Source organism: Streptococcus mitis (genome assembly GCF_001579045.1).
Classification (GTDB): Bacteria; Bacillota; Bacilli; order Lactobacillales; family Streptococcaceae; genus Streptococcus; species Streptococcus mitis_D.
The window spans coordinates 201,904-224,976 of the sequence record NZ_KQ970262.1; the positions used below are offsets into that span (position 1 = coordinate 201,904).

Annotated in this window: 23 protein-coding genes and 1 pseudogene; 6 read left to right on the forward strand and 18 right to left on the reverse strand. The window is 37.3% G+C overall.

Features of this window, described 5'->3' with window-relative positions:
• Positions 1-56: 56 nt before the first annotated feature.
• Both nrdF and SMIDD28_RS03935 read left to right on the forward strand, forming a co-directional pair.
• Positions 57-1,019: a class 1b ribonucleoside-diphosphate reductase subunit beta gene (gene nrdF, locus SMIDD28_RS03930; RefSeq protein WP_000451364.1), complete on the forward strand. Its 963-nt coding sequence runs from the start codon at positions 57-59 to the stop codon at positions 1,017-1,019.
• A gap of 181 nt (positions 1,020-1,200) precedes the next feature.
• Entirely contained in the window at positions 1,201-1,962 is a 762-nt protein-coding gene (locus tag SMIDD28_RS03935) for a DeoR/GlpR family DNA-binding transcription regulator (protein WP_000917603.1), read from the forward strand.
• Positions 1,963-2,244: 282 nt separating this feature from the next.
• Here the strand turns inward: SMIDD28_RS03935 and SMIDD28_RS03940 are convergent, their stop codons facing one another.
• From SMIDD28_RS03940 to SMIDD28_RS03975, 8 genes are all read right to left on the reverse strand, one after another.
• Positions 2,245-2,502 carry a DUF3884 family protein gene (locus SMIDD28_RS03940; RefSeq protein ID WP_081103206.1) on the reverse strand — a complete coding sequence of 86 codons (258 nt, stop codon included), beginning with the start codon at positions 2,500-2,502 and terminating at the stop codon, positions 2,245-2,247.
• Between the two features lie 42 nt (positions 2,503-2,544).
• A complete protein-coding gene (gene lacG / locus SMIDD28_RS03945; RefSeq protein ID WP_061424870.1) occupies positions 2,545-3,951 on the reverse strand; it encodes a 6-phospho-beta-galactosidase in 1,407 nt (468 codons plus the stop codon).
• Positions 3,952-4,165: 214 nt separating this feature from the next.
• Positions 4,166-5,857: a lactose-specific PTS transporter subunit EIIC gene (locus SMIDD28_RS03950; protein ID WP_061424871.1), complete on the reverse strand. Its 1,692-nt coding sequence runs from the start codon at positions 5,855-5,857 to the stop codon at positions 4,166-4,168.
• Complete coding sequence (locus SMIDD28_RS03955; protein WP_061424873.1) at positions 5,857-6,174, reverse strand: PTS lactose/cellobiose transporter subunit IIA; 318 nt, start codon at positions 6,172-6,174, stop codon at positions 5,857-5,859. Before SMIDD28_RS03955 ends, SMIDD28_RS03950 begins: the two co-directional genes overlap by 1 nt.
• A gap of 35 nt (positions 6,175-6,209) precedes the next feature.
• Positions 6,210-7,043, reverse strand: coding sequence for a PRD domain-containing protein (locus tag SMIDD28_RS03960; RefSeq protein ID WP_061424875.1), 834 nt, complete (start codon positions 7,041-7,043; stop codon positions 6,210-6,212).
• A gap of 219 nt (positions 7,044-7,262) precedes the next feature.
• Entirely contained in the window at positions 7,263-8,918 is a 1,656-nt protein-coding gene (locus tag SMIDD28_RS03965; RefSeq protein ID WP_061424877.1) for a PTS lactose transporter subunit IIBC, read from the reverse strand.
• Positions 8,919-8,931: 13 nt separating this feature from the next.
• Positions 8,932-10,332 (reverse strand): 6-phospho-beta-galactosidase, encoded by a 1,401-nt coding sequence (gene lacG, locus SMIDD28_RS03970; protein ID WP_061424879.1) that lies wholly within the window; start codon positions 10,330-10,332, stop codon positions 8,932-8,934.
• Positions 10,333-10,934: 602 nt separating this feature from the next.
• Positions 10,935-11,849 carry a DMT family transporter gene (locus SMIDD28_RS03975; protein WP_061424881.1) on the reverse strand — a complete coding sequence of 305 codons (915 nt, stop codon included), beginning with the start codon at positions 11,847-11,849 and terminating at the stop codon, positions 10,935-10,937.
• Positions 11,850-12,051: 202 nt separating this feature from the next.
• Here SMIDD28_RS03975 and SMIDD28_RS03980 point away from each other — a divergent pair, with 202 nt between their 5' ends.
• The 3 genes from SMIDD28_RS03980 (at position 12,052) to lacB (SMIDD28_RS03990) (ending at position 13,639) form a co-directional block, all read left to right on the forward strand.
• Complete coding sequence (locus SMIDD28_RS03980) at positions 12,052-12,528, forward strand: RrF2 family transcriptional regulator (RefSeq protein WP_061424883.1); 477 nt, start codon at positions 12,052-12,054, stop codon at positions 12,526-12,528.
• A gap of 152 nt (positions 12,529-12,680) precedes the next feature.
• The gene (gene lacA / locus SMIDD28_RS03985; protein ID WP_000864629.1) at positions 12,681-13,109 is read left to right on the forward strand and encodes a galactose-6-phosphate isomerase subunit LacA; all 429 of its coding nucleotides are present in this window, start codon (positions 12,681-12,683) and stop codon (positions 13,107-13,109) included.
• An 11-nt stretch (positions 13,110-13,120) separates the two neighbouring features.
• The gene (gene lacB / locus SMIDD28_RS03990) at positions 13,121-13,639 is read left to right on the forward strand and encodes a galactose-6-phosphate isomerase subunit LacB (RefSeq protein ID WP_061424885.1); all 519 of its coding nucleotides are present in this window, start codon (positions 13,121-13,123) and stop codon (positions 13,637-13,639) included.
• 230 nt (positions 13,640-13,869) lie between these two features.
• On the opposite strand, the gene lacD is transcribed toward lacB (SMIDD28_RS03990), so the two are convergent.
• The 8 genes from lacD to SMIDD28_RS04030 form a co-directional block, all read right to left on the reverse strand.
• On the reverse strand, positions 13,870-14,850 hold the full coding sequence (gene lacD, locus SMIDD28_RS03995) for a tagatose-bisphosphate aldolase (RefSeq protein WP_050104159.1): 981 nt from the start codon (positions 14,848-14,850) through the stop codon (positions 13,870-13,872).
• 1 nt (position 14,851) lies between these two features.
• Entirely contained in the window at positions 14,852-15,781 is a 930-nt protein-coding gene (locus SMIDD28_RS04000) for a tagatose-6-phosphate kinase (protein WP_061424887.1), read from the reverse strand.
• 10 nt (positions 15,782-15,791) lie between these two features.
• Positions 15,792-16,307, reverse strand: coding sequence for a galactose-6-phosphate isomerase subunit LacB (gene lacB / locus SMIDD28_RS04005; RefSeq protein ID WP_033681832.1), 516 nt, complete (start codon positions 16,305-16,307; stop codon positions 15,792-15,794).
• A gap of 30 nt (positions 16,308-16,337) precedes the next feature.
• Positions 16,338-16,763 carry a galactose-6-phosphate isomerase subunit LacA gene (gene lacA / locus SMIDD28_RS04010; protein ID WP_000029277.1) on the reverse strand — a complete coding sequence of 142 codons (426 nt, stop codon included), beginning with the start codon at positions 16,761-16,763 and terminating at the stop codon, positions 16,338-16,340.
• A gap of 156 nt (positions 16,764-16,919) precedes the next feature.
• Complete coding sequence (locus SMIDD28_RS11015) at positions 16,920-17,816, reverse strand: aldose 1-epimerase family protein (RefSeq protein WP_081103207.1); 897 nt, start codon at positions 17,814-17,816, stop codon at positions 16,920-16,922.
• Between the two features lie 203 nt (positions 17,817-18,019).
• Positions 18,020-19,495: a PTS galactitol transporter subunit IIC gene (locus SMIDD28_RS04020; RefSeq protein ID WP_061424889.1), complete on the reverse strand. Its 1,476-nt coding sequence runs from the start codon at positions 19,493-19,495 to the stop codon at positions 18,020-18,022.
• A 47-nt stretch (positions 19,496-19,542) separates the two neighbouring features.
• Complete coding sequence (locus tag SMIDD28_RS04025; protein WP_000590550.1) at positions 19,543-19,848, reverse strand: PTS sugar transporter subunit IIB; 306 nt, start codon at positions 19,846-19,848, stop codon at positions 19,543-19,545.
• 38 nt (positions 19,849-19,886) lie between these two features.
• The gene (locus tag SMIDD28_RS04030) at positions 19,887-20,363 is read right to left on the reverse strand and encodes a PTS sugar transporter subunit IIA (RefSeq protein ID WP_061088080.1); all 477 of its coding nucleotides are present in this window, start codon (positions 20,361-20,363) and stop codon (positions 19,887-19,889) included.
• Positions 20,364-20,543: 180 nt separating this feature from the next.
• On the opposite strand from SMIDD28_RS04030, the gene SMIDD28_RS12095 reads away from it, so the two are divergent.
• Positions 20,544-20,708 carry a hypothetical protein gene (locus SMIDD28_RS12095; RefSeq protein ID WP_081103208.1) on the forward strand — a complete coding sequence of 55 codons (165 nt, stop codon included), beginning with the start codon at positions 20,544-20,546 and terminating at the stop codon, positions 20,706-20,708.
• A 113-nt stretch (positions 20,709-20,821) separates the two neighbouring features.
• On the opposite strand, the gene lepA is transcribed toward SMIDD28_RS12095, so the two are convergent.
• Positions 20,822-22,645, reverse strand: coding sequence for a translation elongation factor 4 (gene lepA, locus SMIDD28_RS04035; protein ID WP_001047207.1), 1,824 nt, complete (start codon positions 22,643-22,645; stop codon positions 20,822-20,824).
• A 78-nt stretch (positions 22,646-22,723) separates the two neighbouring features.
• Positions 22,724-23,073 (reverse strand): annotated as a pseudogene (locus SMIDD28_RS12100) (serine/threonine protein phosphatase); the annotation flags it as partial.

Consider the following 23,073-nt stretch of genomic DNA (forward strand, 5'->3'; position numbering starts at 1 on the left):
TGGTAAAATAGAAATAATTGTGAGTTCGCAATACTAAACACAGAAAGAGATTTCAAATGGAAACTTACTACAAAGCCATTAACTGGAATGCCATCGAAGATGTCATCGACAAATCAACTTGGGAAAAACTGACGGAGCAATTCTGGCTCGATACACGTATTCCCTTGTCAAATGACTTGGATGACTGGAGAAAGCTATCTAACAAAGAGAAAGACTTGGTCGGAAAAGTTTTTGGTGGTTTAACCCTTCTAGACACTATGCAATCTGAGACTGGGGTTCAAGCCCTTCGTGCAGACATCCGTACACCACATGAGGAAGCTGTTTTCAATAACATCCAATTTATGGAATCTGTCCATGCTAAATCTTATTCATCAATCTTTTCTACCTTAAATACTAAGGCTGAGATTGAAGAAATTTTCGAATGGACCAATACCAATCCTTATCTGCAAAAGAAGGCTGAGATTGTCAACGAAATCTACCTAAACGGTAGCCCACTTGAAAAGAAAGTTGCCAGTGTCTTCCTTGAAACCTTCCTCTTCTACTCTGGTTTCTTCACTCCCCTCTACTATCTTGGTAACAACAAACTAGCCAACGTTGCGGAAATTATTAAATTGATTATTCGTGACGAATCTGTTCACGGAACCTACATTGGTTACAAATTCCAACTTGGTTTCAATGAATTGCCTGAAGAAGAGCAAGAAAAACTCAAAGAATGGATGTACGACCTACTCTATACTCTTTATGAAAATGAAGAAGGCTATACAGAAAGCCTCTATGACGGTGTTGGTTGGACGGAAGAAGTTAAAACCTTCCTTCGCTACAATGCTAACAAGGCTCTCATGAACCTGGGACAAGATCCACTCTTCCCAGATTCAGCTGATGATGTGAACCCAATCGTTATGAACGGTATTTCAACAGGGACATCTAACCACGACTTCTTCTCTCAAGTTGGAAATGGATATCTTCTTGGTGAAGTTGAAGCCATGCAAGACGATGACTACAACTACGGTTTGGACTAATTCTCCACCACTCTTAACCATCAAAAAGTAAACTAGAAACAACAAAGTTATAACCCAACAAAAATATCGAAAGTTTTGAAAACAAACTTCGATATTTTTGTTTTTGTTTTATTTTGTTGTTTTTGTATTTGAATGATGAGCCAGTTTATGGTAAGATAGTAGTAGGAAACGAGGTGATAGTATGCTCAAACAAGAAAAATTAACCAAAATTTTAGAGATAGTAAATAGTAAAGGAACCATAACGGTTAAGCAGATTATGGACGAAATAGCCGTTTCAGATATGACTGCAAGGCGCTATTTACAGGAATTAGCTGATAAAGATTTGCTGATTCGTGTGCACGGTGGAGCTGAAAAACTTCGAACCAACTCCCTTTTGACTAATGAGCGATCAAATATTGAAAAACAAGCCCTCCAAACGGCAGAAAAACAAGAAATAGCCCGTTTTGCAGGCAGTCTAGTAGAAGAAAGAGAAACTATTTTTATTGGACCAGGAACAACATTAGAATTTTTTGCACGTGAGTTGCCTATTGACAATATCCGCGTCGTGACCAACAGTCTACCTGTTTTTCTGATTTTAAGCGAACGAAAATTAACAGATTTGATTTTGATAGGTGGAAATTATCGCGATATTACAGGTGCTTTTGTTGGCACATTGACCCTACAAAATCTCTCTAATCTCCAATTTTCTAAAGCTTTCGTTAGCTGTAATGGTATTCAAAACGGAGCTCTAGCTACTTTTAGCGAGGAAGAGGGAGAGGCTCAACGCATCGCTTTAAATAATTCTAATAAAAAATATTTACTCGCAGATCATAGTAAGTTCAATAAGTTTGATTTTTATACTTTTTATAATGTATCAAATCTTGATACTATTGTTTCAGATTCTAAACTAAGTGATTCAATCCTTTTTGAGCTATCTAAACTTACTAAAGTCATCAAGCCTTAATAAACTGAAAGATTCTGGGTAACAACTCAATTTCAGAAGTAAATCTTCCCACAATAAAACGCATAGTATCAAGGTTTTTCAACACCTGATATTATGCGTTTTTCTGCGTTAAAGACTTTTGCCCAATTGCTTTATCTGCCACCTCAAAGCTATGCATTGAGAAATCTGCGACTTGCTTTCTAGTTTAAAGTTGCTCTTTGATTTTCATTGAGTATAAGCAACGTGATTAGATAAGAGTTTTGCAGAGTACTAGATATAAGATTTAACTTTTTTGGAAATTGGTTACGATTGTTGAAACGGCATAAAATCTGAATCAAAGGAGATATTATCCCATTCTTCAGGATTGATAAAATTTAAAAAGATATTTTTAAATTCTTCCAGCTCATAATCTGAATGACAAATCCATTCTTTACCGGTCGAGACATACCATTTTCCAAGACTTTTTAATTCTTCATTCGTCAAACACGGTATTTGAGAGCATTTTTCGAAATTGATAATATAAACTTTTTCATAAATAGATTGGATAAAATTTTTGAACATCTTTTTGCCTCACTAGAATTCTATATCTAATGACTCATTCTACTAGTCTATAATCTGACTTTCTGCTACTTTCTTGTACCAGTGAGCTGATTTCTTAGGATAACGTTCTTGAGTTTCAAAGTCTACATAGAAGAGACCGTAACGTTTCTCATAACCGTTTGACCATGAGAAGACGTCCATCAATGACCAGATGAAGTAACCTTTTACATTCGCTCCATCTGCAATCGCATCAGACAAGACCTCTAAGTGTTGTTTGACATAATCAATACGGCCATCATCGTAAACAGTGTTATCAACGAACTCATCTTTATAACCAAGTCCATTTTCAGTGATGTAAATCTTCTTGTAGTTAGGATAATCTTTCTTCACACGCATGATTTGGTCATACAAACCTTGAGGATATATAATCCAATCCCAGTCTGTACGTGGCACATAATCCGGAGCTACACGGCGACCAACACCTTTGATTTGGTATTTAGAGCTTCCTTTCTCACCTTTACCATTATGGATAATTTCTGTTTCGCCATCAAAGGCTTCCATCCAGTCACTCATATAGTAATTAATTCCAAGGAAGTCATTCAAGTCTCTTGCAGCTTCTAATGCTGTAAAATCTTCTTCACGAAGATCTAAGCTACCACCATTGACGGATAAGATATGGTTGACACCTTCCATGGTTTCAGCTGAATAGCGACCTAGATAAGTTGCATCCAAGATAAATTTATTGTGAATAATATCTTCCAACTCAGCTGCACGAACATCTGCTGGATTTTCAGGATCCAAAGGATACTTGGTTGGAAGAGCGTGAACAACACCAATTTCACCTTTATAGCCCCTATCTTTATATAGCTTGACTGCACGCGCATGAGAAACCATCATATTGTGGTGCGATTGGAAGACTTTGGCAAGGTCGTACTGGATACCTGGAGGGAATTTCCCAACCAAGTATTGACCATCACCGATTGGTCCAATTTCATTAAAGGTTGTCCAATAGTTTACTTCTGGAAATTCTTCAAAACAGAAGGCAGCATAGTCTACAAAGTGTTCAATATTTTCACGGTTTAAGAAGTCGCCATTTGAGTGGAGAGCTTCTGGTGTGTCAAAGTGATGAAGAGTTACAAATGGCTCAACGTGACGTTTGTGACACTCTGCAAATAGATTATGATAAAATTCAACACCTTTAGCATTTACTTGGCCGTAACCAGTCGGGAAAATACGTGACCAAGCAATAGAAATTCGAATACCATTGACACCATACTCTTCTGCCAGCTTGAGGTCAACTGGGTATCGATTGTAAAAATCACTGGCTGGTTCTGCAGTGTACCAATAGTTATCTTCAAGATATTTATCCCAAGCAACTGGTCCTTTACCATCAGTATGTGTAGCACCTTCTGCTTGATAGGCAGCTGTTGCGCCACCAAAAATAAAGTCTTTTGGAAGTGTTTTTGTCATTTTTTTCACCTATTTCTTGATTTAAATAAAGCAAAAGTGAGAGGAGAGGAGTCAGTGAGCCATCCCTCTCCATCTCACTTCTTGTACCAAGTCACCGAATTGTGACATGAGGAGGTAAAAACGATATCTTTTTACCGACGAATTGACAAGGCGATTAAGAAATTCGCCATAGCGATTTCCTTAATGATAGGAGACTGTTTCACAGTTCCTAGCCTTAATCGAATTGAGCTTGTACAAATGCAAGAGCACCTTTTCCATCACGAGTTAATTTGATGTATTGAGCGCCTTCTGTCTTAGCAAGTTTAATACCGAGTTTATCGGTTTCTGCTTTCATATCTTCAAAGTTTGAAGCAACTTGAGGAGCAAGGATAACTAGATCAAACTCTGGTAACATTTCACGGTGAGCACCATAACCACCTGCTGCTGCTTTCACAGGAACATTGTACTCTGCTGCTGCCTTATTCAAAGCATTTGCAAGGAGTCCACTTGTACCTCCACCTGCACAGAGAACGAGGACATTTGTTTCTTCAGTAATTGTATTTTGAGCTGCTTCTACACCCGCTTTTTCAAGAATAGCATCTGCTTTTGCAGTGTTGAAGTTTGCAGCAACTTTTTCTTTCAATTCATCATTAGACTTACCTGAACGTTCTTCTTCAAGAATTTGTTCGTCATAAACTTTAAGGAATGGGTAGTAAATGACTACGTCAACCACAATTAGAAGGGCAGCAAGAATGAATGATAGAACTTGGAAGTTCGTACCAAGAACTAGACCTAGTGGAGCTGGAGTTGTCCATGGTAGATTAGCAGTAAATGAGTTCATTCCAAGAGCTTCAATAAAGAATTTGAAGATCCAAACGTTTGCGATTGGAGCAAAGATAAATGGAATGAAGAAGATTGGGTTCAATACAAGTGGTGCACCAAACAAGATTGGTTCATTTACACCGAAGAAGGTAGGAACTACTGAAGCACGTCCGATTGCACGGTTACGTTTCGATTTTGTCAACCACATGAACATGAATGGAACAACTAGTGTCGCACCAGTACCACCCATGGTAACGATAAACATTTGTGTACCAGAAGTAAGAATCTTGTCAGCGTGCATACCTTGTTGGATAAGGTTCAAGTTGACTTCGGCGTTTGCATAGGTAATAGCTGCGATAGCAGGCTCAACGATAGATGGACCATGGATACCAACAAACCAGAAGAAGGCAAAGGCACCAAAGATAATGGTAATACCTAGATAGCCATCAGCTGCAGAGAATAATGGAGCAAAGAATTTACCGATTGATTCTGCCACACTAGAACCAACAAAATGACGAGCTAGTAAATCAAGAGCATAAAGTGAAACAACTGAGAGAGTGAATGGGATCACATCTTTAAAGACTTGTGAGATATTTGGTGGAACTTCGTCAGGCATACGAATAGTGACGTTGTTCTTAACACAAACCTTATAGATGGCTACAGTAACAAAGGCAGCAAGGAAGGCTGAAAGCAAACCCTTTGTCCCCAAGAATCCAGTAGCTAGACCATTTTCGATAGGATCAGCTGCCAACATCAACAAACCAACAATTGCTGCCAACAGTGTTGACATGTAGTTGATTTGATTTGTTTTTTCCATACTACGGTTAACAGAGTCTGTTAACGATTTAGCAGTTGTACCAGCTACCAATACAGCTAAAATCCCCATGGAATAGTTGTAGGGTTTCATAAGAAAAGCAACAGTTTCATCAGACCATTTGAATCCCCATGAGTTTGGTACATAGGCAATCAAGATAAAGATACTTGAGAAGAGAATAACAGGCATACCTGCAATGAAACCATCACGAATAGCACGAAGATAGATATTACGCGATAGTTTTTCAAAGAAAGGCTTTCCTTTCTCTATAAATGCAATTAGTTTATTCATCATTTAACTCCTCTCTTGTAGAGTTCAATTAAATGATGCATCAAATCTTTTAACAAGATAGTTGTCATCAAGTGATCTTGACCATGCATCATGGTTACACTATAAGCCAAATCTTCACCAGCTGCTTCCTTGGTCAATAGACTTGTTTGAGCGTGGTGAGCCTCAGCGATACAGCTACCAGCTTCCTCAACTAAGCTATCCGCTTTTACAAAATCACCAGCCTCAGCAGCCTTTAGAGCTTCCAATAGTTTTGAACGAGCATCGCCAGCATAGGCTACGATTTCAAAACCTAACAATGTTACTTCTTCTCTATTCATAATAGAGACCTCCTTATATGTTATAATTTATTATTTTAAAGCAATCTTTGAATATGTAAGACTATATAAACACGTTCACTTCTATGAAGTTCAACACCAGTTTCACTAGCAATTATCCGATAAATTTTATCGCCTATTTCATAGGCCAAGGGATAAACTGTCTCAATATATCCTTCCATATCCAACAGGGAAGTATTATCACTTCTAGATCGGTCAAGGTATTCTAGAAAGTAATTTAAATGAACCATAAAGCGATCAAATAAAGGAGCATTTTCCTTTCTTCTTACAATATTATGGTTTGCAAGTTCGCGCTTGATATGCTCAATAATTTGCTTTGATTGATCAATCTGTAAATTTATACCTTGATTGTCTCCACCTTTTGCATTGATAAAATGTAACGCAATTCTTTCCGTCTCATTATCTGGAAAGCTATCCAACAACTTTTTCTTAAACATATCAAGTGCATATTCTGCCATTTCAAATTCTAGTGGATAATCAACAGAAATATCTGGAAGTTTACCATCTTCGTAAATTCCCTTATGAATAGCTTGATAAGCACTGTAAATATGATCTGTTAAAGTTACATATAGATACTCTTGAAAAGGATAATGATATTTAGATATTAGAGAATTAATAACATCATAAGTTACCGTAATAAAATCAAGAGGGACATCCTGTAATAAAGTTAGAAAATTATTCTTAGATTCTTCTGTGTTCAATCTAAAAACCTTTTCAATTTTACTTTGAACAATGATATCACCCTTTTTCTTCTGAAAAGCGATACCATTTCCTGTTATCATTACTTCCTCATGATTTTCATTTTTCGCTAAAGCAACATTATTATTGATAACATTAACAACACGAAACATCCACTTCTCCTTTCCTATAAAATTCAAATTGAACTAAATGAAACAAAAGAGACCACAAATGGGCATAACTCACCAGAGTGAAAGTTACTTTCCTCATTTGCAGTCTCGCCTAATATTACTCAGTAACGATCCACTCTATTCAATCTTTGATAGTATTATATCAAAAATTTGAACCATTGTAAACCCTTACTCTGTTTTTTTCTCCATTTTAAACATTATTTAGTTTAGTTTTTCTAACACGAATTGAACAGCTTTTTCTGGATTTCTTGTAAGATTTATGTATTCTGCTCCCTCTGTCGCAATTAATTTAATACCCAATTTTTCTGTATCTTTTTTGATATCATTATAATAGGTTTTTACTTGTGGTGCCAAAATTACCAGGTCATAGTATTTCATAATTTCATAATGTGAGCCATAAGCACCGGCTGATGAGCTTAATGGTAAATTTAAACTGCTTGCACCTTCCGTAAGTGCATTAGCTAACATTGCACTAGTTCCAGCGCCAGCACATAATACTAAGATTTTAATCTCTTTTTCAAGTTTCACAGTTTCACTTTCATCTACTTTAGTAGAATTGTTAGTTTCAGATTTATCTACTGTATTAGCATTTTTTGTTTCTTCACTAAGTAACACTTTATCATACGCTTTACAAAATGGATAATAAATTATAAAATCAACAACTAATAATAACACTGTGAAGACAAAGCTAATGGGTTGGAAATGTGTACTCATTAGATTTCCAATTGGCCCTGGCGTAGCCCATGGTAAGACATGCATATATCCATTCATTCCTAATACACTAATAAAAAACTTACCTAAAATTACATTTACAATTGGTGCTAAACAGAATGGAATCAGAAAATATGGATTTAGAACAATTGGTGCAGCAAACAGAAGAGGTTCATTTACTGCAAACATTACTGGTACAATTGATGCCTTTCCTACAGCTTTTAACTGTTTAGATTTCATAAAAAGAATAAATATAATTGGAACGATAAAAGTTGCACCTGTACCTCCCAATTCTCCCACGAAATTACCAAAATTTTCGGTCAGAGCATGAAACGGATGTTGTCCATTTCTAAATAATTCTAAATTGGCTTCTGTATTGCCATATAACGCTGCAGCTAATCCTGGTTTAACTACGGAAGGACCATGAACACCAACAAACCAAAAGAATGGTACTAAAAACCAGATAATTGATAATCCAAGATAAGTTTCAGCACCTTGAAAAACAGGCGATAAAATTTTTGAAAAAACTTCTGCAAATGGCACATTCAAGTAATATCTTGTTGCAATATCTATTATCGCTGCAAAAAATACTGAAAAAGAAAATGGGAAAACATCTCGAAAATTCTGTGAGATGCTACCAGGAACTTCCTTAGGCATTTTAATTGTAATATCTTTTATTACACAGAATTTATAAACATTTACTGTTATAAACGCTGCTACAAATGAGGAAAGAATACCTTTAGTTCCAAAGAAATCCCCTTGAAATGCTCCATCCATTTTAGTCACAGCTAATAATAGAAAACTGACAATAGAAGCTAGCATAACTGATACTTCATTTATAACTTTTCCAGAAGGCATTTTTCTATTCATACTTCCAGCTAAACATCTAGCTGTTGTACCAGCTACCAATAAGCCTACTATCCCCATTGAATAATCATATATTTTCCATAACCATGTCTCAAAACTTTCTGGCAACTTGATACCAACTAAAGGAGGTATTGCTGCACATAAGATGAAAAGGCTAGAAAATAATATTACTGGCATAGCTGTTAGAAAACCATCTTTTATAGCAGTCAAGTATATATTTGCAGAAATACGCTGAAATAATTCTTGATGTTTTTCAATTTGTTTAATAATTCCATTCATTTTATTTCCTCCTCTAAATTATAGTTTTAGTTTGACTAACTAACTTATACCAATAAGCTGATTCTTTAGGGTATCGTTTCTGAGTTTCAAAGTCGACGTAGAACAACCCATATCTTTTATCATAGCCGTTAACCCAAGAAAATACATCCATTAAAGACCAAATAAAATATCCTTTAACATTGACACCATCGTCAATTGCTCTTGAAATTGATTCGAAGTTACCTCGAAGGTAGTCAATTCTAGGTTCATCTAATATAATTCCATCAGTGAATTCATCTTTAAAACCAAGACCATTCTCAGTAATATAGATTTCCTTATAGTTTGGATACTCTTCTTTTATAAACGTCAACAAATCATATAAACCTTCTGGATAAATAATCCAATCCCAATCTGTCTTAGGAAGGTCTTCTCTTGGTACTCTTTCTCCAACTCCTTTAATCCGATAAACTTGAGTTCCTTTTTCACCTGTCGTATTATAAAATAAAGTACTCTCTTCCTCGTAGGCTTTTACCCAATGACTGACATAGTTATTAATCCCTAAGAAATCATTTCTTTCGGAGGCTTTTCTCATCTCTATAAAATCATTGCTATCAATTGAAACAGACATATTATTTTTATAGAGTATTTCCTGAACAAGATTCCAAGTTGAAGAACTATACTCCCCTAAATATGTTGCATCTAATAGAAAACGGACTGATAAAGCTTCATCAACCTTTGCAGCATGAATATCTTCTGGTTTATCACTATATGGGTACTTTGGTTCCAGAGAATGTACAACACCTATTTTACCCCTATAATTACCCTCTTTAAAAATATTAACTACCCTTGCATGAGCATACATCATGTTATGGAGACACATAATGACCTTTTCAAAATCAAATTTTATTTCTGGAGGAAAAACTCCTGTCAAATATTGATTAGTTGCAAGTGGATAAATCTCATTGAAAGTACTCCAATATTCAATTTCTTTAAATTCGTCAAAACAGAATTTAGCAAAATTTACAAAATGATCAATATTTTCCCTATTTAGAAAATCTCCTTTATCAAATAAATTTTTTGGTGTATCAAAATGATGAATCGTTACAAATGGTATAATTCCATTCCTTATACATTCTGAGAAAACAGAATGATAAAAATCTACTCCAAGCTGATTTACTTCCCCAAAACCATCTGGGAAAATTCTACTCCATGCAATAGATAACCTAATACTATCTATGTTAAATTTTTTACATAATTCAATATCAACCGGATATTGATGATAAAAATCACTAGCTGGCTCCGCTGTATAGCGTCCTTTTTCAATTAAAAAACTATCCCATGCTACTGGTCCCTTCCCATCAATTTGAGTTGCACCTTCAGCTTGATATGCAGCAGTAGCTCCACCCATGATAAAATCTTTTGGTAATGTCCTCATTTGTTCTCCTTTTCCTTTCTTCTAATAACATTGTAGATCTTGTTTTTTCCTCCTTTCTATGCAAAAAACCGCAAATAGTCTAGCAAAAGCTAAGATTATTTGCGGTTTCGCCTTTAAGTTACGATCCACTATTATTAATTAATTTATTATAATTATATTATATAGCTATTTATTCTGTTTGTCAATAGAAAATTGAATATTTTGTTTAATAAAAACTGAAGAAAATAATAACTAATAATTAAATCGCTGGATTCTAACCTGGCTTCCTCCACGGAGCTTGTTATAAATTCAAGCTCAGGAAATTTTGATTGTACCACCTGATTCATTTCTGAAATCTCTTCTATCCCTATAAAACGAACTTCTTTTTTAGACTTGTGACGCTAGTATAATTTACCAATCAGATTACCCGTTGCAGAGCCTAGCTCATAACATAAGGAATGGTCACCAATAAAAAAATCGCTTAGATGACAAACAAGGTCATGTCCTTCATCATATAAAGGAATGGATTGTCTAACATACTCATCAAAATGTTGAGCTACACCATTACCAAAACTCTATTGTATTCCATTTTGAATAACAATATCATTCCCAACTTCCATAGACTACTCCTCTTCTCCCTTGACTTTCCAATTTACCAATACCAATGCTAACACAACCATCGAACCCCCAAGAACCAAATTCAATGTAAACGGCTCATGTAAGCCTATAATAGAAAAGATAGTTGAAAATACTGGAACTAAAAACAAGAAACTGCTGGCTACTGTTGCTCCCCTTTGTCCTAGACTATAAAACCACAGTCCAAACGAACCAACAGACGCAGGAATAATTAACCATATAAACCAAATCCAGCCCCAAAATCCTAAATTTAGAAAGTTATAACTTTCATGCACAGGTATTGAGAATAAGTAAAGGAATACCCCACCTAATAACAATTGCCAAGCTGTAAATATCCATGGACCGTTATCAAAAGGAATTTTCTTGGTGACAACTGTATTGATTGACCAACAAAATGAACCAAGTAAAGCAAACAAAGCACCTAAACTAAACGCAGATACATCTAGTCCAATACAAGTAACAACTCCAGCCACACCTAATACTAAGGCACTTATCTTCTGAATAGTCAATGTATCTTTTAACAAAAAATGTGCTAAGAAAGCTAACCAAAGAGGATTCGTAAATAAGATAATGGAAGACATCGATGATGACACATCATGAGCTAGGGCAAGATTCAGAAATCCCATGGTTCCAGCTGTCTGTAAGAGCCCGATAGTCACAACCAATATAAATCCCTTTATCTTGCTACCTTGACTTTTAGGGATGATAGTCCCTCCCTTGCCAAATAAAAACGATAATACCAACATCACTAACCCAGCAATAATAAATCGAACACCCCCAAGTAATAATGGAGGAGTCTTTTCAACTACTATGAGATATTTCCCAGTTGGAAAAGATGACCCCATAAAAAGTGTGGTAAGTAATATAGAAATCCAAAAAATAAAATTTGAACCTTGTTTCATTTATCTCCCTTTCTTTCAAAAGATATTGATGATATGTTTTATCTTATATTCTACTCTTTTAAAAATGAATGTCAAGAGATTTATCAAAAAATTCCAAGATTATTTTTTTAAACTCCTATGTCCTATGTATTGAGAAAAAAACAAAAAAAGGCTATACTGGTAATTGTGGATAATGATTATCTTTTTATATGGAGGTACAAACATGCGATTGTCATCAGGTTGGGAACAGTCAGTCTATGTCTTACTCATGTTAAATCAGCTCCCTGAAGGAAAATATATCAATACAATTTCCTTGAGTAAACGGCTAGAAGTTTCAGATTCTTATTTGAAAAAAATTATAAAACTATTAGACAAAGAAGGATTGGTTAAATCCGTTAGAGGGAAAAATGGAGGCGTTGCTCTTTCTAAACCCCTCAGCCAAATCACCTTTTACGATGTATTTGTAGCTATAGAAGGAAAAAATCGAATCTTTGAAAGTCAAAATCTTCTAAAAAAATTCTTAGGCAACAAGGAAAGTAAAAAGGCTAAAAGATGCGTCGTAACCAACTCTCTTGATATTATTGAAAATACTTTAGTTGCAACCCTGACTTCTATTACACTCAGTCATGTAGCCCATCAATCTGAGATTAACTATGATTTAACCGATATCAGAAATTGGGTCAATAAATGCCAAAACTAGCTGTAGAAAAAATTCTTCAGCTAGTTTTTATAAATCCTTGACAAATAATTTTACAAGGGATATACTGTATTTGAAGATATAAAACATCTTCTATATCGTCAATAATGATCTTTCATTGCATGCTTTTGGATAACTAAAGAAAGAAGGTTCTTATGAAAGTTATTTTAGCTACTGATCAAGATGGTTTCCAACTGAAAGAAACCGTCAAACACTATCTGCTTCATTCTGGTTATGAAGTAATCGATCTCAACTCTACACAAGGTTCTGCGGATTTCGTTGATTCTACTGTCAATGCTATTACAGAGTTTAGAAAATATAAGCAAGCTCGTGCTATTCTTTTTGACAAGTTTGGACATTCTTTTATGCCTGCTAATAAGTTTAAAGGTATTATCTGCGCCGCTGTTTCCGATGAACACTCTGCCATGATGACTATTCGACACAATTCTACTCCAATCATTACAATTGGTTCTGGAATTACAGGTGATATTTTAGCAGTTGAAATAGTCAAAGCCTTTCTTGAGCACAACTATGATGCTGGCCGTCACCAAGTTCGCATTGATATGCTGAACAAGCTCTGCTAGGAGGTATTCCCATGAAAATTGCTCTCGGTTGTGATCACATTGTAACAGATGTGAAGATGAAGATTTCAAAACACCTAAAAGAACAAGGTCATGAAATCATTGATGTTGGTACTTATGATTTCGTCCGTACTCACTATCCTATTTATGGTCGCTTAATTGCAGAGGAGGTTATCAATGGACGGGCTGACTTTGGAGTCGCCCTTTGCGGTACAGGTGTTGGAATTGCTGTATCTGCTGATAAAGTTCCTGGAACTCGAGTTGTACTTGTCGGAGATGTTGCGACTGCTCGTTCCGCTCGTGAAAACCTCAATGCTAATATTGTTGCTTTCGGTGGTGCAATCCTAGGTATCAATTTCATTAACAACATTGTAGATGAATTTATCAATACCAAGTACAAACCAAGTCCTGAAAAAGAGGAATTGATTGCGAAAATTGATAAACTATCTGAAGTGAGCCCAGATGTAGCTGCCAATGATCATATCTTCGATGAAGAGAATGCCAAGTGGAATCGTGGAGAATATCACGATTAACTTGCATTACTTCTTATATATAGTGGCTTGAAATAAAATATGAACAAATTGGTTTGGAAAGCCAAATCAATTTCTAGCACTGCTTTAGAAATTGTAGTGTACTATTTTAACTTCAATTCACTATATTTTATCTAACCTTGAGGATAACTAACTCAAGGTTATTTTTACGTCATCAAAAAGTCTAGAGATATTTCTATCCCTAGACTGAAGTTTTTTTCGCAATTTGAGTGCTACACGCGTTCTTTCCATGAAGTCGCTGTTGTTTGAAGAACTTTGTTGAGTTCGTCAATGTTTTCAAAACCAGTTGTGCGAAGCCATTCGCGAGCTGCTGTTTCACCATCTTTGATGTAAGCTTCAACTGATCCAGCCCAAGTTGCACGGCCACAAAGAACTCCGTTAAAGTTTGCACCTGATTCATGAGCAAATACAAGAGTATCTTGGAAAAGTTTAGCTGATACACCAGCACTCAAGTAGATATATGGCAAGTTAGTTGCTTCATCTTGTGCTTTAAAGAAGGCTGCTGCTTCTTCACGTGTGTAAACTACTTCACCTTCAGCGAAGCCTTCAACATATTTAATGTTAACAGGAACTTCAACTTTCAAGACATCAATGTTAAAGCGTGGGTCTGAGAAGACTTTCATAGCACCAATAACTTTGTGTGGTTTTACTTTAGCGTATTCTACAGAACCTGCGTCAGCAATTTTTTCATCGTAAGCAAGAATTTCAAGGAAGAATGGGATATCTTCAGCCACACACTCAGAACCGATACGTTCAATGTAAGCTTGTTTTTCTTGGTTAAGTTCGTCTGAGCTATCTACATCATAGTAAAGCAAGAATTTAACTGCATCTGCACCTTCTTCTTTAATACGTTTTGCAGACCAAACATCCAAGCAGTCTGGCAAGCGTTTTGTGCTTGTTGTGTCATAACCTGTTTTTTCATAAGCAAGGAGAAGACCAGCTTTTTCATCAAGAGCTTTAGTTGCTGGAAGTCCATACTCAGGGTCAAGAAGCATAGATGAAGCGTATTTAGTCAATTCATCTGCTACCAAAACTTTAAGTTCTTCCATTTGAGCTACAGTTGGTTCTTCTGTTTGGTGTTGAGCCATGAGGCGTTTCAAAGCACCACGTTGGTCAAATGCAAGAGCTGAGATGATTCCATTTTCATCAGAAAGTTTTTCTAAGCGTGCACGTTTTTGTTCTGTTAAAGCCATTTTATACCTCTTTTACTATTAATTGATCATATAGAGCTTGATAGTTGGCCATGTTGACATGACCCGTCATTTTTTCTTGAGCATTGAGCATGCCAAGAACGTTCGCTTTTTTAAGCAATTCTTCATCAGATTCGTGATGAAGAAGTCCAGATGAAATACCTGCTACGGTAGAATCTCCAGAACCAACCGGATTAACTACTTGAATTTTTGGAATATCTACCTTATAGAATGTATTTCCATGTTTCGCGAAAGCACCGTTGGCACCAAGTGAAACGATAATCCATTCAATACCTGCAAACAAAGGTTCTTGAAGGACTTCTTTTAATTCATCCAAATCCTCAGAAACTTCTCTTCCAAGAAGCTGAGACAATTCCTCATTATTTGGTTTGATGACTGTTGGTTTATGTGGTGATTCAAGAACCGCCTGAAGTGCTGCACCAGAGCAGTCCAAGACAACAGACTTGCCAGCTTGATTAGCAAGTTCTACCAAGCTCGCATAGTAATCAACTGGAAGGCCAGCTGGCAGACTACCTGAGATAGCTACTACTTCAACTGAGTCCAAGAGTTTTTTGAAATGATCCAAAAAGCCTTGACCTTCTTGTTCAAGAACTTCAGGTCCTTTTTCAAGAACTTCTGTTTGGTTGTCACCGTGGAGAATAGCAATACAGTTCCGAGTTTCTCCCTGAATTGAGAAGAAATCTTTTTTTACTTGATTATCGATATGCTCAACCAAAAACTCACCAAGTTTGCCACCCACTAAACCAGTAGCAAGAACAGAATCCCCAAATTCTGAAAGTACTCGGGTAACATTGAGTCCCTTACCACCAGCCGTTTTGGTTACATCCACCACACGATTGACAGTATCAATCTTCAACTCATCCAAGGGATAGGAAATATCAATGGATGGGTTCATTGTGACTGTTAAAATCATAGGTTACCTCTTAGTCGTGGTATTCTCCGCGATCCCATTTTTCAAGGAATTCCGTGAAGAAGTTTGCGTCAGCTTGATGTGCATTGTGACTTTCAACGTGTTCAATTTTCGCAATCAATTTCTTGTTTTCTTCAGATGGTTTGTATTCAGCATGGATGAAAGCTTCAATAATATCACACATGAGCAATTCACCAGTAATCTTACCACCAAAACCGATAACGTTGGCGTTCAATTGTTCTTTAGCATAAAGGGCTGTTGTCATATCACGAACCAAGGCAGAACGAACACCAGGAACTTTATTTACAGCGTTGTTGATACCAACACCAGTACCACAGATACATACTCCAAGATCAGCTTGACCGCTAGTTACAGCTTCCCCTACTTTTTTACCAAAGATTGGGTAGTGAGTACGTGTATGGTCATATGTACCAAAGTCGATGACTTCATATCCTTTTGATTTCAAAAATTCTGAAACCGCCATTTTTTCATCTGTTACGATGTGGTCACATCCAATTGCAATTCTCATTTTTAACTTACCTTTCTTACTGTAATCTAATTAGCACATTTTGTTCAACATGTCGACCCGAATTTGGTGACGTCCACCATCGTATTTACCGTTAACAAATCCTTTAGCGATGTTTTTAGCCAATTCATCACCAACAAGTTGTGCACCCATAGTGATCATACGTGAGTTGTTGTGGCCACGAGTCATATAAGCTGAACGTTCGTCAGATACTTCTGCAGCAACCATTCCTTTGATTTTTGTTGCGACCATAAATGGACCAGCTCCATAGGCATCAATTACGATACCAAGGTTTTGTTCTTCTTTGTTTACTTCTGCAGCAACAGCGAGAGTCACATCAACAAAGTCTTGACCTTCAGCTGTAACATCCACAACGTGGAAATTTTCTTTTTCTAAGAAGTCTTTCACAACTTCTTTCAATCTCAAACCTGCAGCATCTGCACCGATAACAATAGACATATTGTATACTCCTTTTTATTTTTTCTATGCTGGATTCCAGCAGTGTATTGGCTGTCTTTAAAAAACAGTCAATTAGTCCTCACAAACATAATATACTACTATTGTTTGAAAAAGTCAACAGTTTGTGTTTGTTTTTGTTATTTATTTTTTACTTTTTTATAAAACTTCTATCTCAAACCCTATTTCTTCAACCTGATTGGCTTCTAAGAGACGAACATTCTTCTTATCTTCTAAATGATCTCCTTCTTCAAGGGATGTTGACAAGCCAGACCATGGTTCAAAGGCAATGAAAGGACCCTTATTCAAAGTTGACCAGATAATGAGGTTTGGAAACTCTGCAAAGTGCACTTTCAATCCCTTATCATGTTTACGAGAACGAAGGGCAATTGTTCGAGATTGCAATTCATCCAAAGTCACTGCATCTGTGCTGAAAAGATCATAACTAAGATCTAATTCCTTTTGCCCCTCTAGCCATGGACTTCTATCTCGGAAATCCAACATACCTGTTTCTGGGAAAGGACGTGGAACAGAGCAAGTTTCTTCTTTCTCAAACTCTAAATAGTAATCTTCATAGACTTCATCATCCAGCAGAGGACAATTAAATCCTGGATGGCCACCAATAAAGTAAGGCATGACCTTGCTAGTTTCTTTATTAAATATTTTGTATTGAGTCCGTACTGTCTTCCCAGTAAGGATATAAGTGATTTCTAAGCGGAAATGATAAGGATAGTTTTGATAGCTATTCTCATCATCTTCAATTGCAAAAGTTACACTCTTATCTGTCTGTTCAACTAATTCAAATTCTTTCTTGCGGACCAGACCATGACGAGGAATCTTTCCTTTTCTTTCTTGTCCCTTCTCATCTATATAGAGGGCTGTATCCTCTCTCAAAGAACCACAAATAGGAAAGAGAACAGGAGCTTGTCCACTCCAATAAGTGACATCCCCTTGCCACAAATACTCCAGTCCCTCAGTATCTTTTATAGAAGAAAGAGCTCCACCAAAACTGTTAAATTGAACTCTTAATTGTTCTGATTTTAATTCAATTACCATTATTTTCTCCAATTTCTTGATAGTTTATAAAAAACTAGGCTGCCACTCCTAATGGTATGACAACCTAGTTTCAACAATTTACACTCTGCGAAAATCCAATTCAAACTTCGTCAGCGTCACCTTGCCGTACTTTAGTACAGCCTGCGGCTAGCTTCCTAGTTTGCTCTTTGATTTTCATTGAGCTTACATTTTATAGGAGCGCATTATTTTGCTTTTGCTGCGTACTCTTCGTTACGTTTGATCATTTGTTTTCTGTACCAAGCAAAGATACCGATATAGAATACAAGGAAGACTACAGCACCAAGGATTGCTTTGATATCACCTGTTGTAGTGTTACCAATTGTCCAACCAAGAAGTTTTTCGATTGGTCCTTCAAGAGTTGAGTGAGTGATCAATTGAGTTTCGCTCACACCTGCTGGAAAGGCACCTACACCTTTAGCAAGTTCTGTTGCAAATGGTGCGATAAGTGTACCTGAAAGAAGGAAGAGTGGCAACAAGAGTGTTCCGAAGATAATCATACGGAGCAATTTACCACGAGTTACAACCAAGAGAGCTGGAGTAACACCCATAGCGATGATACCTGCAAGTGGCAAGATACCATTTCCGACTTTTGAAAGAAGTACTGCTTCAACCAACATGATTGGTGCAAGTACGTTGGCACAAGCCCAAATTTCAGCACGACCAGCGATGAATGGCCAGTCAAGACCGATGTTGAATTTACGTCCTTGAAGACGTTTAGTAGCAACGTTTGTAATACCTTGTGATAGTGGTTCTACGGCTGCGATGAACCATGAACCAATAAGTGAGAAGAGTTCCAAAGATACACCGGCAGTCAAACCAAGAGACAACCATCCTCTGATAACAAGACGCCATTTATCTGCATCTTCAACTCCTGCAATTGGATGTGGAGTTCCCATAATACCGATAACGATACCAAGGATGAAACCGATAAAGAATTTAGAACCCCAGAAACCGATTTTTTTGTTCAATTTAGCAGCGTCAAAGTCATATTTATCAAGACCTGGGAAGAATTTTTCAAAAATCTTATCCAAAACCATGATAACTGGGTTCATCATGTAGTTCATGTGAGTTGATGTCATTGGTGATGAACTTGGTGCGTTAAGAAGGTCGTCAAATGTAGGTTTCATCAAGTCAGAGTTGATAATTTTCAACACACCGACAAGGACGATAGCTGCTGTAGCAATCAAGAGTGAAACCCCTTGGCTCACACCATTGTTATCAGCATACCATTTAATCAAAAGACCTGTGATAGACAAGTGCCAGATATCGAAGATATCGACATCAAGTGTATCGGTTTTCTTCATAGCAAGCATCACTACGTTGACAATCAACATGATGAGCAAGAAGTATAGTGTCCAAGCAGATCCCCAAGTGATTGTAGCAAGTGGTGCCCAACCAACGTCAGTGATACTTAATTGGATACCTGTGTTTTCAACGAATTTTGCAAGTGATGCTGAGAAAGCACCATTGAGCATACCGATGATAGCTCCGATACCAGTAAGAGCGATGGCAAGTTTGATACCACCTTCAAGCGCTTTGGAGAATTTCACTCCAAAAAGTAAAGCCAATACTGTCAAAATGATTAACATGATGACAGGTCCACCCATATCTAAGACGGGCGTGAAAACCTTTTTGATTAGGTCAAAGATTGCATCCATAACAGTTCCTCCCTTTTTTATGTTATATGAATGTTAACAAATTAAAATTAGCTTAACCCGTGTTCTTTAATGGCTGCTTCAATGTTATCATATACTGGAGCACTCATAGCTGGGATACGGAATAAGATTGGTCCAGCTTCGATAACTGGAATACCTGGGTCAAAACCAAGGTCTGTCGCAGCAATTGGTGTGAAGATGTCATAACCTTTGATAAGGTCTTCGTTAACGTCTTTGACCATGACTGCATCACAGTGCACATCGTAACCACGGTTTGAAAGTTCTTCTTCAAGAGCACTTTTAATTTGGTGGCTTGAGTTAACACCTGCACCGCAGGCAGCAAGAATTTTAATCATATGGATCTCCTCCGATTTAATATTTTTAATAGACAAGATTAAGCGGTTGCTTCAGCAATGTAAGCATAGAGGGCTTCTGGTTCAGAAATTTTTGATAGGTCTTCAAGATGACCATTTCCTGTGAAGAAGTCCATCAACTGAGCAAGAATGTTCGTTTGACTTGAACTAGAGTTATTGATGATAAAGAAGAGCAAGGATACTTCTACTTCCTTATCCGGCGCAATCATATTGTGGAAAGTCACCGGTTTCTCTAATCGAACCACTACAACTTTCTCCGCTAAATTATGAACAATATCTGTGTGAGGAATAGCCACATTCGGCAAATCCTTACCCAAAAATTCCATATCCAAGCCAGTTGGAAATGACTTTTCACGCGTGATCAAGGCTTCACGATAGGTTGGAGTCACGATTTCTCGTTCTTCCAATAAAGTTGCAACCTGATCAAAGAGATGTTCTTGATTATCCGCTTCTAAGCAAAACACAAGGTTTTTGTCAAAGAAATGATCTAATCCCATAAGGTTTTCCCTTCTTTCCATTAACTTTATGCCATAAGTATAACACTATATGAAATCGTTGTCAATAGTTTTTTGTTGATTTTTGTCTCTTTTTTTATATTTTTGTTGTGTTTATAGTTTGTTATATAAAAATAAACACACAAACAAATACTCCAAGCATTTTTTCTGTTCTAATACTCAATGAAAATCAAAGAGCAAACTAGGAAGCTAGCCTCAGGTTGCTCAAAACACAGTTTTGAGGTTGTAGATGAAACTGACGAAGTCAACTCAAAACATGGTTTTAAGGTTGTAGATGAAACTGACGAAGTCAGTGATCATATCTACGGTAAGGTGACGCTGACGTGATTTGAAGAGAGTTTCGAAGAGTATAAAAACTAAAAAAGCAGACCATTTAAGCCTGCTTTACTATTGATTCTTATATAAATTTCCTATGAACAAGGAAAAGCAATTATGACAACTTATTCTTCATCCATACTCAAGACGCTGAGGAAGGCTTCTTGTGGGACTTCTACTGATCCGATGGCTTTCATGCGTTTCTTACCAGCTTTTTGTTTTTCAAGGAGTTTGCGTTTACGAGAAACGTCACCACCATAACATTTAGCAAGTACGTTCTTACGAAGGGCCTTAATATCAGTACGAGCGACAATCTTGTGTCCAATAGCTGCTTGAATAGGAACCTCAAATTGTTGACGAGGAATGATTTTCTTGAGCTTGTCAACGATGAGTTTTCCGCGTTCATAAGCAAAGTCCTTGTGAACGATGAAGCTGAGGGCATCCACCTTGTCTCCATTGAGAAGGATGTCCATTTTGACCAGCTTAGATGGGCGATATTCTGACAATTCGTAGTCAAAACTTGCATAACCACGTGTCGAAGACTTGAGTTTATCAAAGAAGTCGAAGACGATTTCAGCAAGTGGAATTTGATAGATGACATTAACACGATTATCATCAATATAGTCCATAGTCACAAAGTCCCCACGCTTGCGCTGAGCTAGCTCCATTACTGCTCCTACGAACTCCTGTGGTACCATGATTTGCGCCTTAACATAAGGTTCCTCAATGGTCGCAATCTTAGTTGGGTCTGGAAACTCAGATGGGTTAGACACATCCATAGACTCACCGTCGGTCAAATTAACTTTGTAAATAACAGACGGAGCTGTCATGATGAGGTCAATATTGAACTCACGTTCCAAACGTTCTTGGATAACATCCATATGAAGAAGTCCAAGGAAACCACAACGGAAACCAAATCCAAGTGCCTGCGATGTTTCTGGTTCAAATTGGAGACTAGCATCATTCAGTTGCAATTTTTCAAGAGCTTCACGTAGGTCATTGTACTTGTTTGACTCAATTGGATAGAGACCCGCAAAGACCATAGGATTCATCTGCTTGTAGCCATGTAATGGCTCTGCCGCAGGATTGGTTGCCAAGGTAACGGTATCACCCACACGAGTGTCCTGAACCGTCTTGATAGAAGCCGCAATGTAACCAACGTCACCAGTCGCAAGAAAATCACGACCAACTGCTTTCGGCGTAAAAATACCGACTTCGGTCACATCAAAAGTCTTGCCATTGCTCATGAGCTGAATCTTATCACCAGGTTTGACCACCCCATCCATGACACGCACCTGGAGAATAACTCCACGGTAGGCATCGTAAACAGAGTCGAAAATCAAGGCCTTAAGTGGCGCCGTCACATCACCCGTTGGTGCTGGTACTTTTTCTACAATTTGCTCGAGGATTTCTTCGATACCAATACCAGCTTTAGCTGATGCTAAGACTGCTTCACTGGCATCCAAACCAATGACATCTTCAATCTCTGTACGCACGCGCTCAGGATCTGCAGCTGGTAGGTCAATTTTGTTAATGACTGGCATGATTTCCAAATCATTGTCCAAGGCTAGATAAACATTGGCAAGGGTTTGAGCCTCAATCCCTTGGGCAGCATCGACCACCAAAATAGCACCCTCACAGGCAGCGAGTGAACGTGAAACTTCATAGGTAAAGTCAACGTGCCCTGGTGTGTCAATCAAGTGGAAAATATAAGTTTCCCCATCTTTTGCAGTGTAATTCAGCTCAATGGCATTCAACTTAATGGTAATCCCACGTTCCCGTTCTAAATCCATACTATCCAAAAGCTGGGCCTGCATTTCACGACTGGATACTGTCTCTGTCTTCTCCAAAATGCGGTCTGCCAGAGTCGATTTTCCATGGTCAATATGGGCGATAATAGAGAAGTTACGAATCTTCTCCTGTCGTTTTTTCAATTCTTCTAAGTTCATGATTCTCTTCCTTTCAGGGTATCTATTTATTATAAATTGTTTTTGACATTTTGACAAGACCATACCCTGCTAGGAGTACTAATCTTCAGCGACCAAGCCGTCATTTTCGATAAAGTGGTGTTCTGTCATTCCTTGGTCTGTAAAGACAATCCCATGAAGGACACCACCATAAACAGCTCCTCCATCCATCCCAATCTTGCCATCTTCTGTAGTCCAAAGCTCAGCAGTGCCACGCTCTTGCTTCAGCAAACCATAAACCGGTGTATGACCAAAGACAATGGTTTTTCCAGTATGATTTTCTGCTTCGTGAAATGGTTTTCTAAGCCATACTTTCTTGTAATCTGTGGTTTCATGCCAGTCATCCAAGGTTAAATCAATACCTGCGTGAACAAAGATATACTTGTCTGTCTCTACCACAAACGGCATTT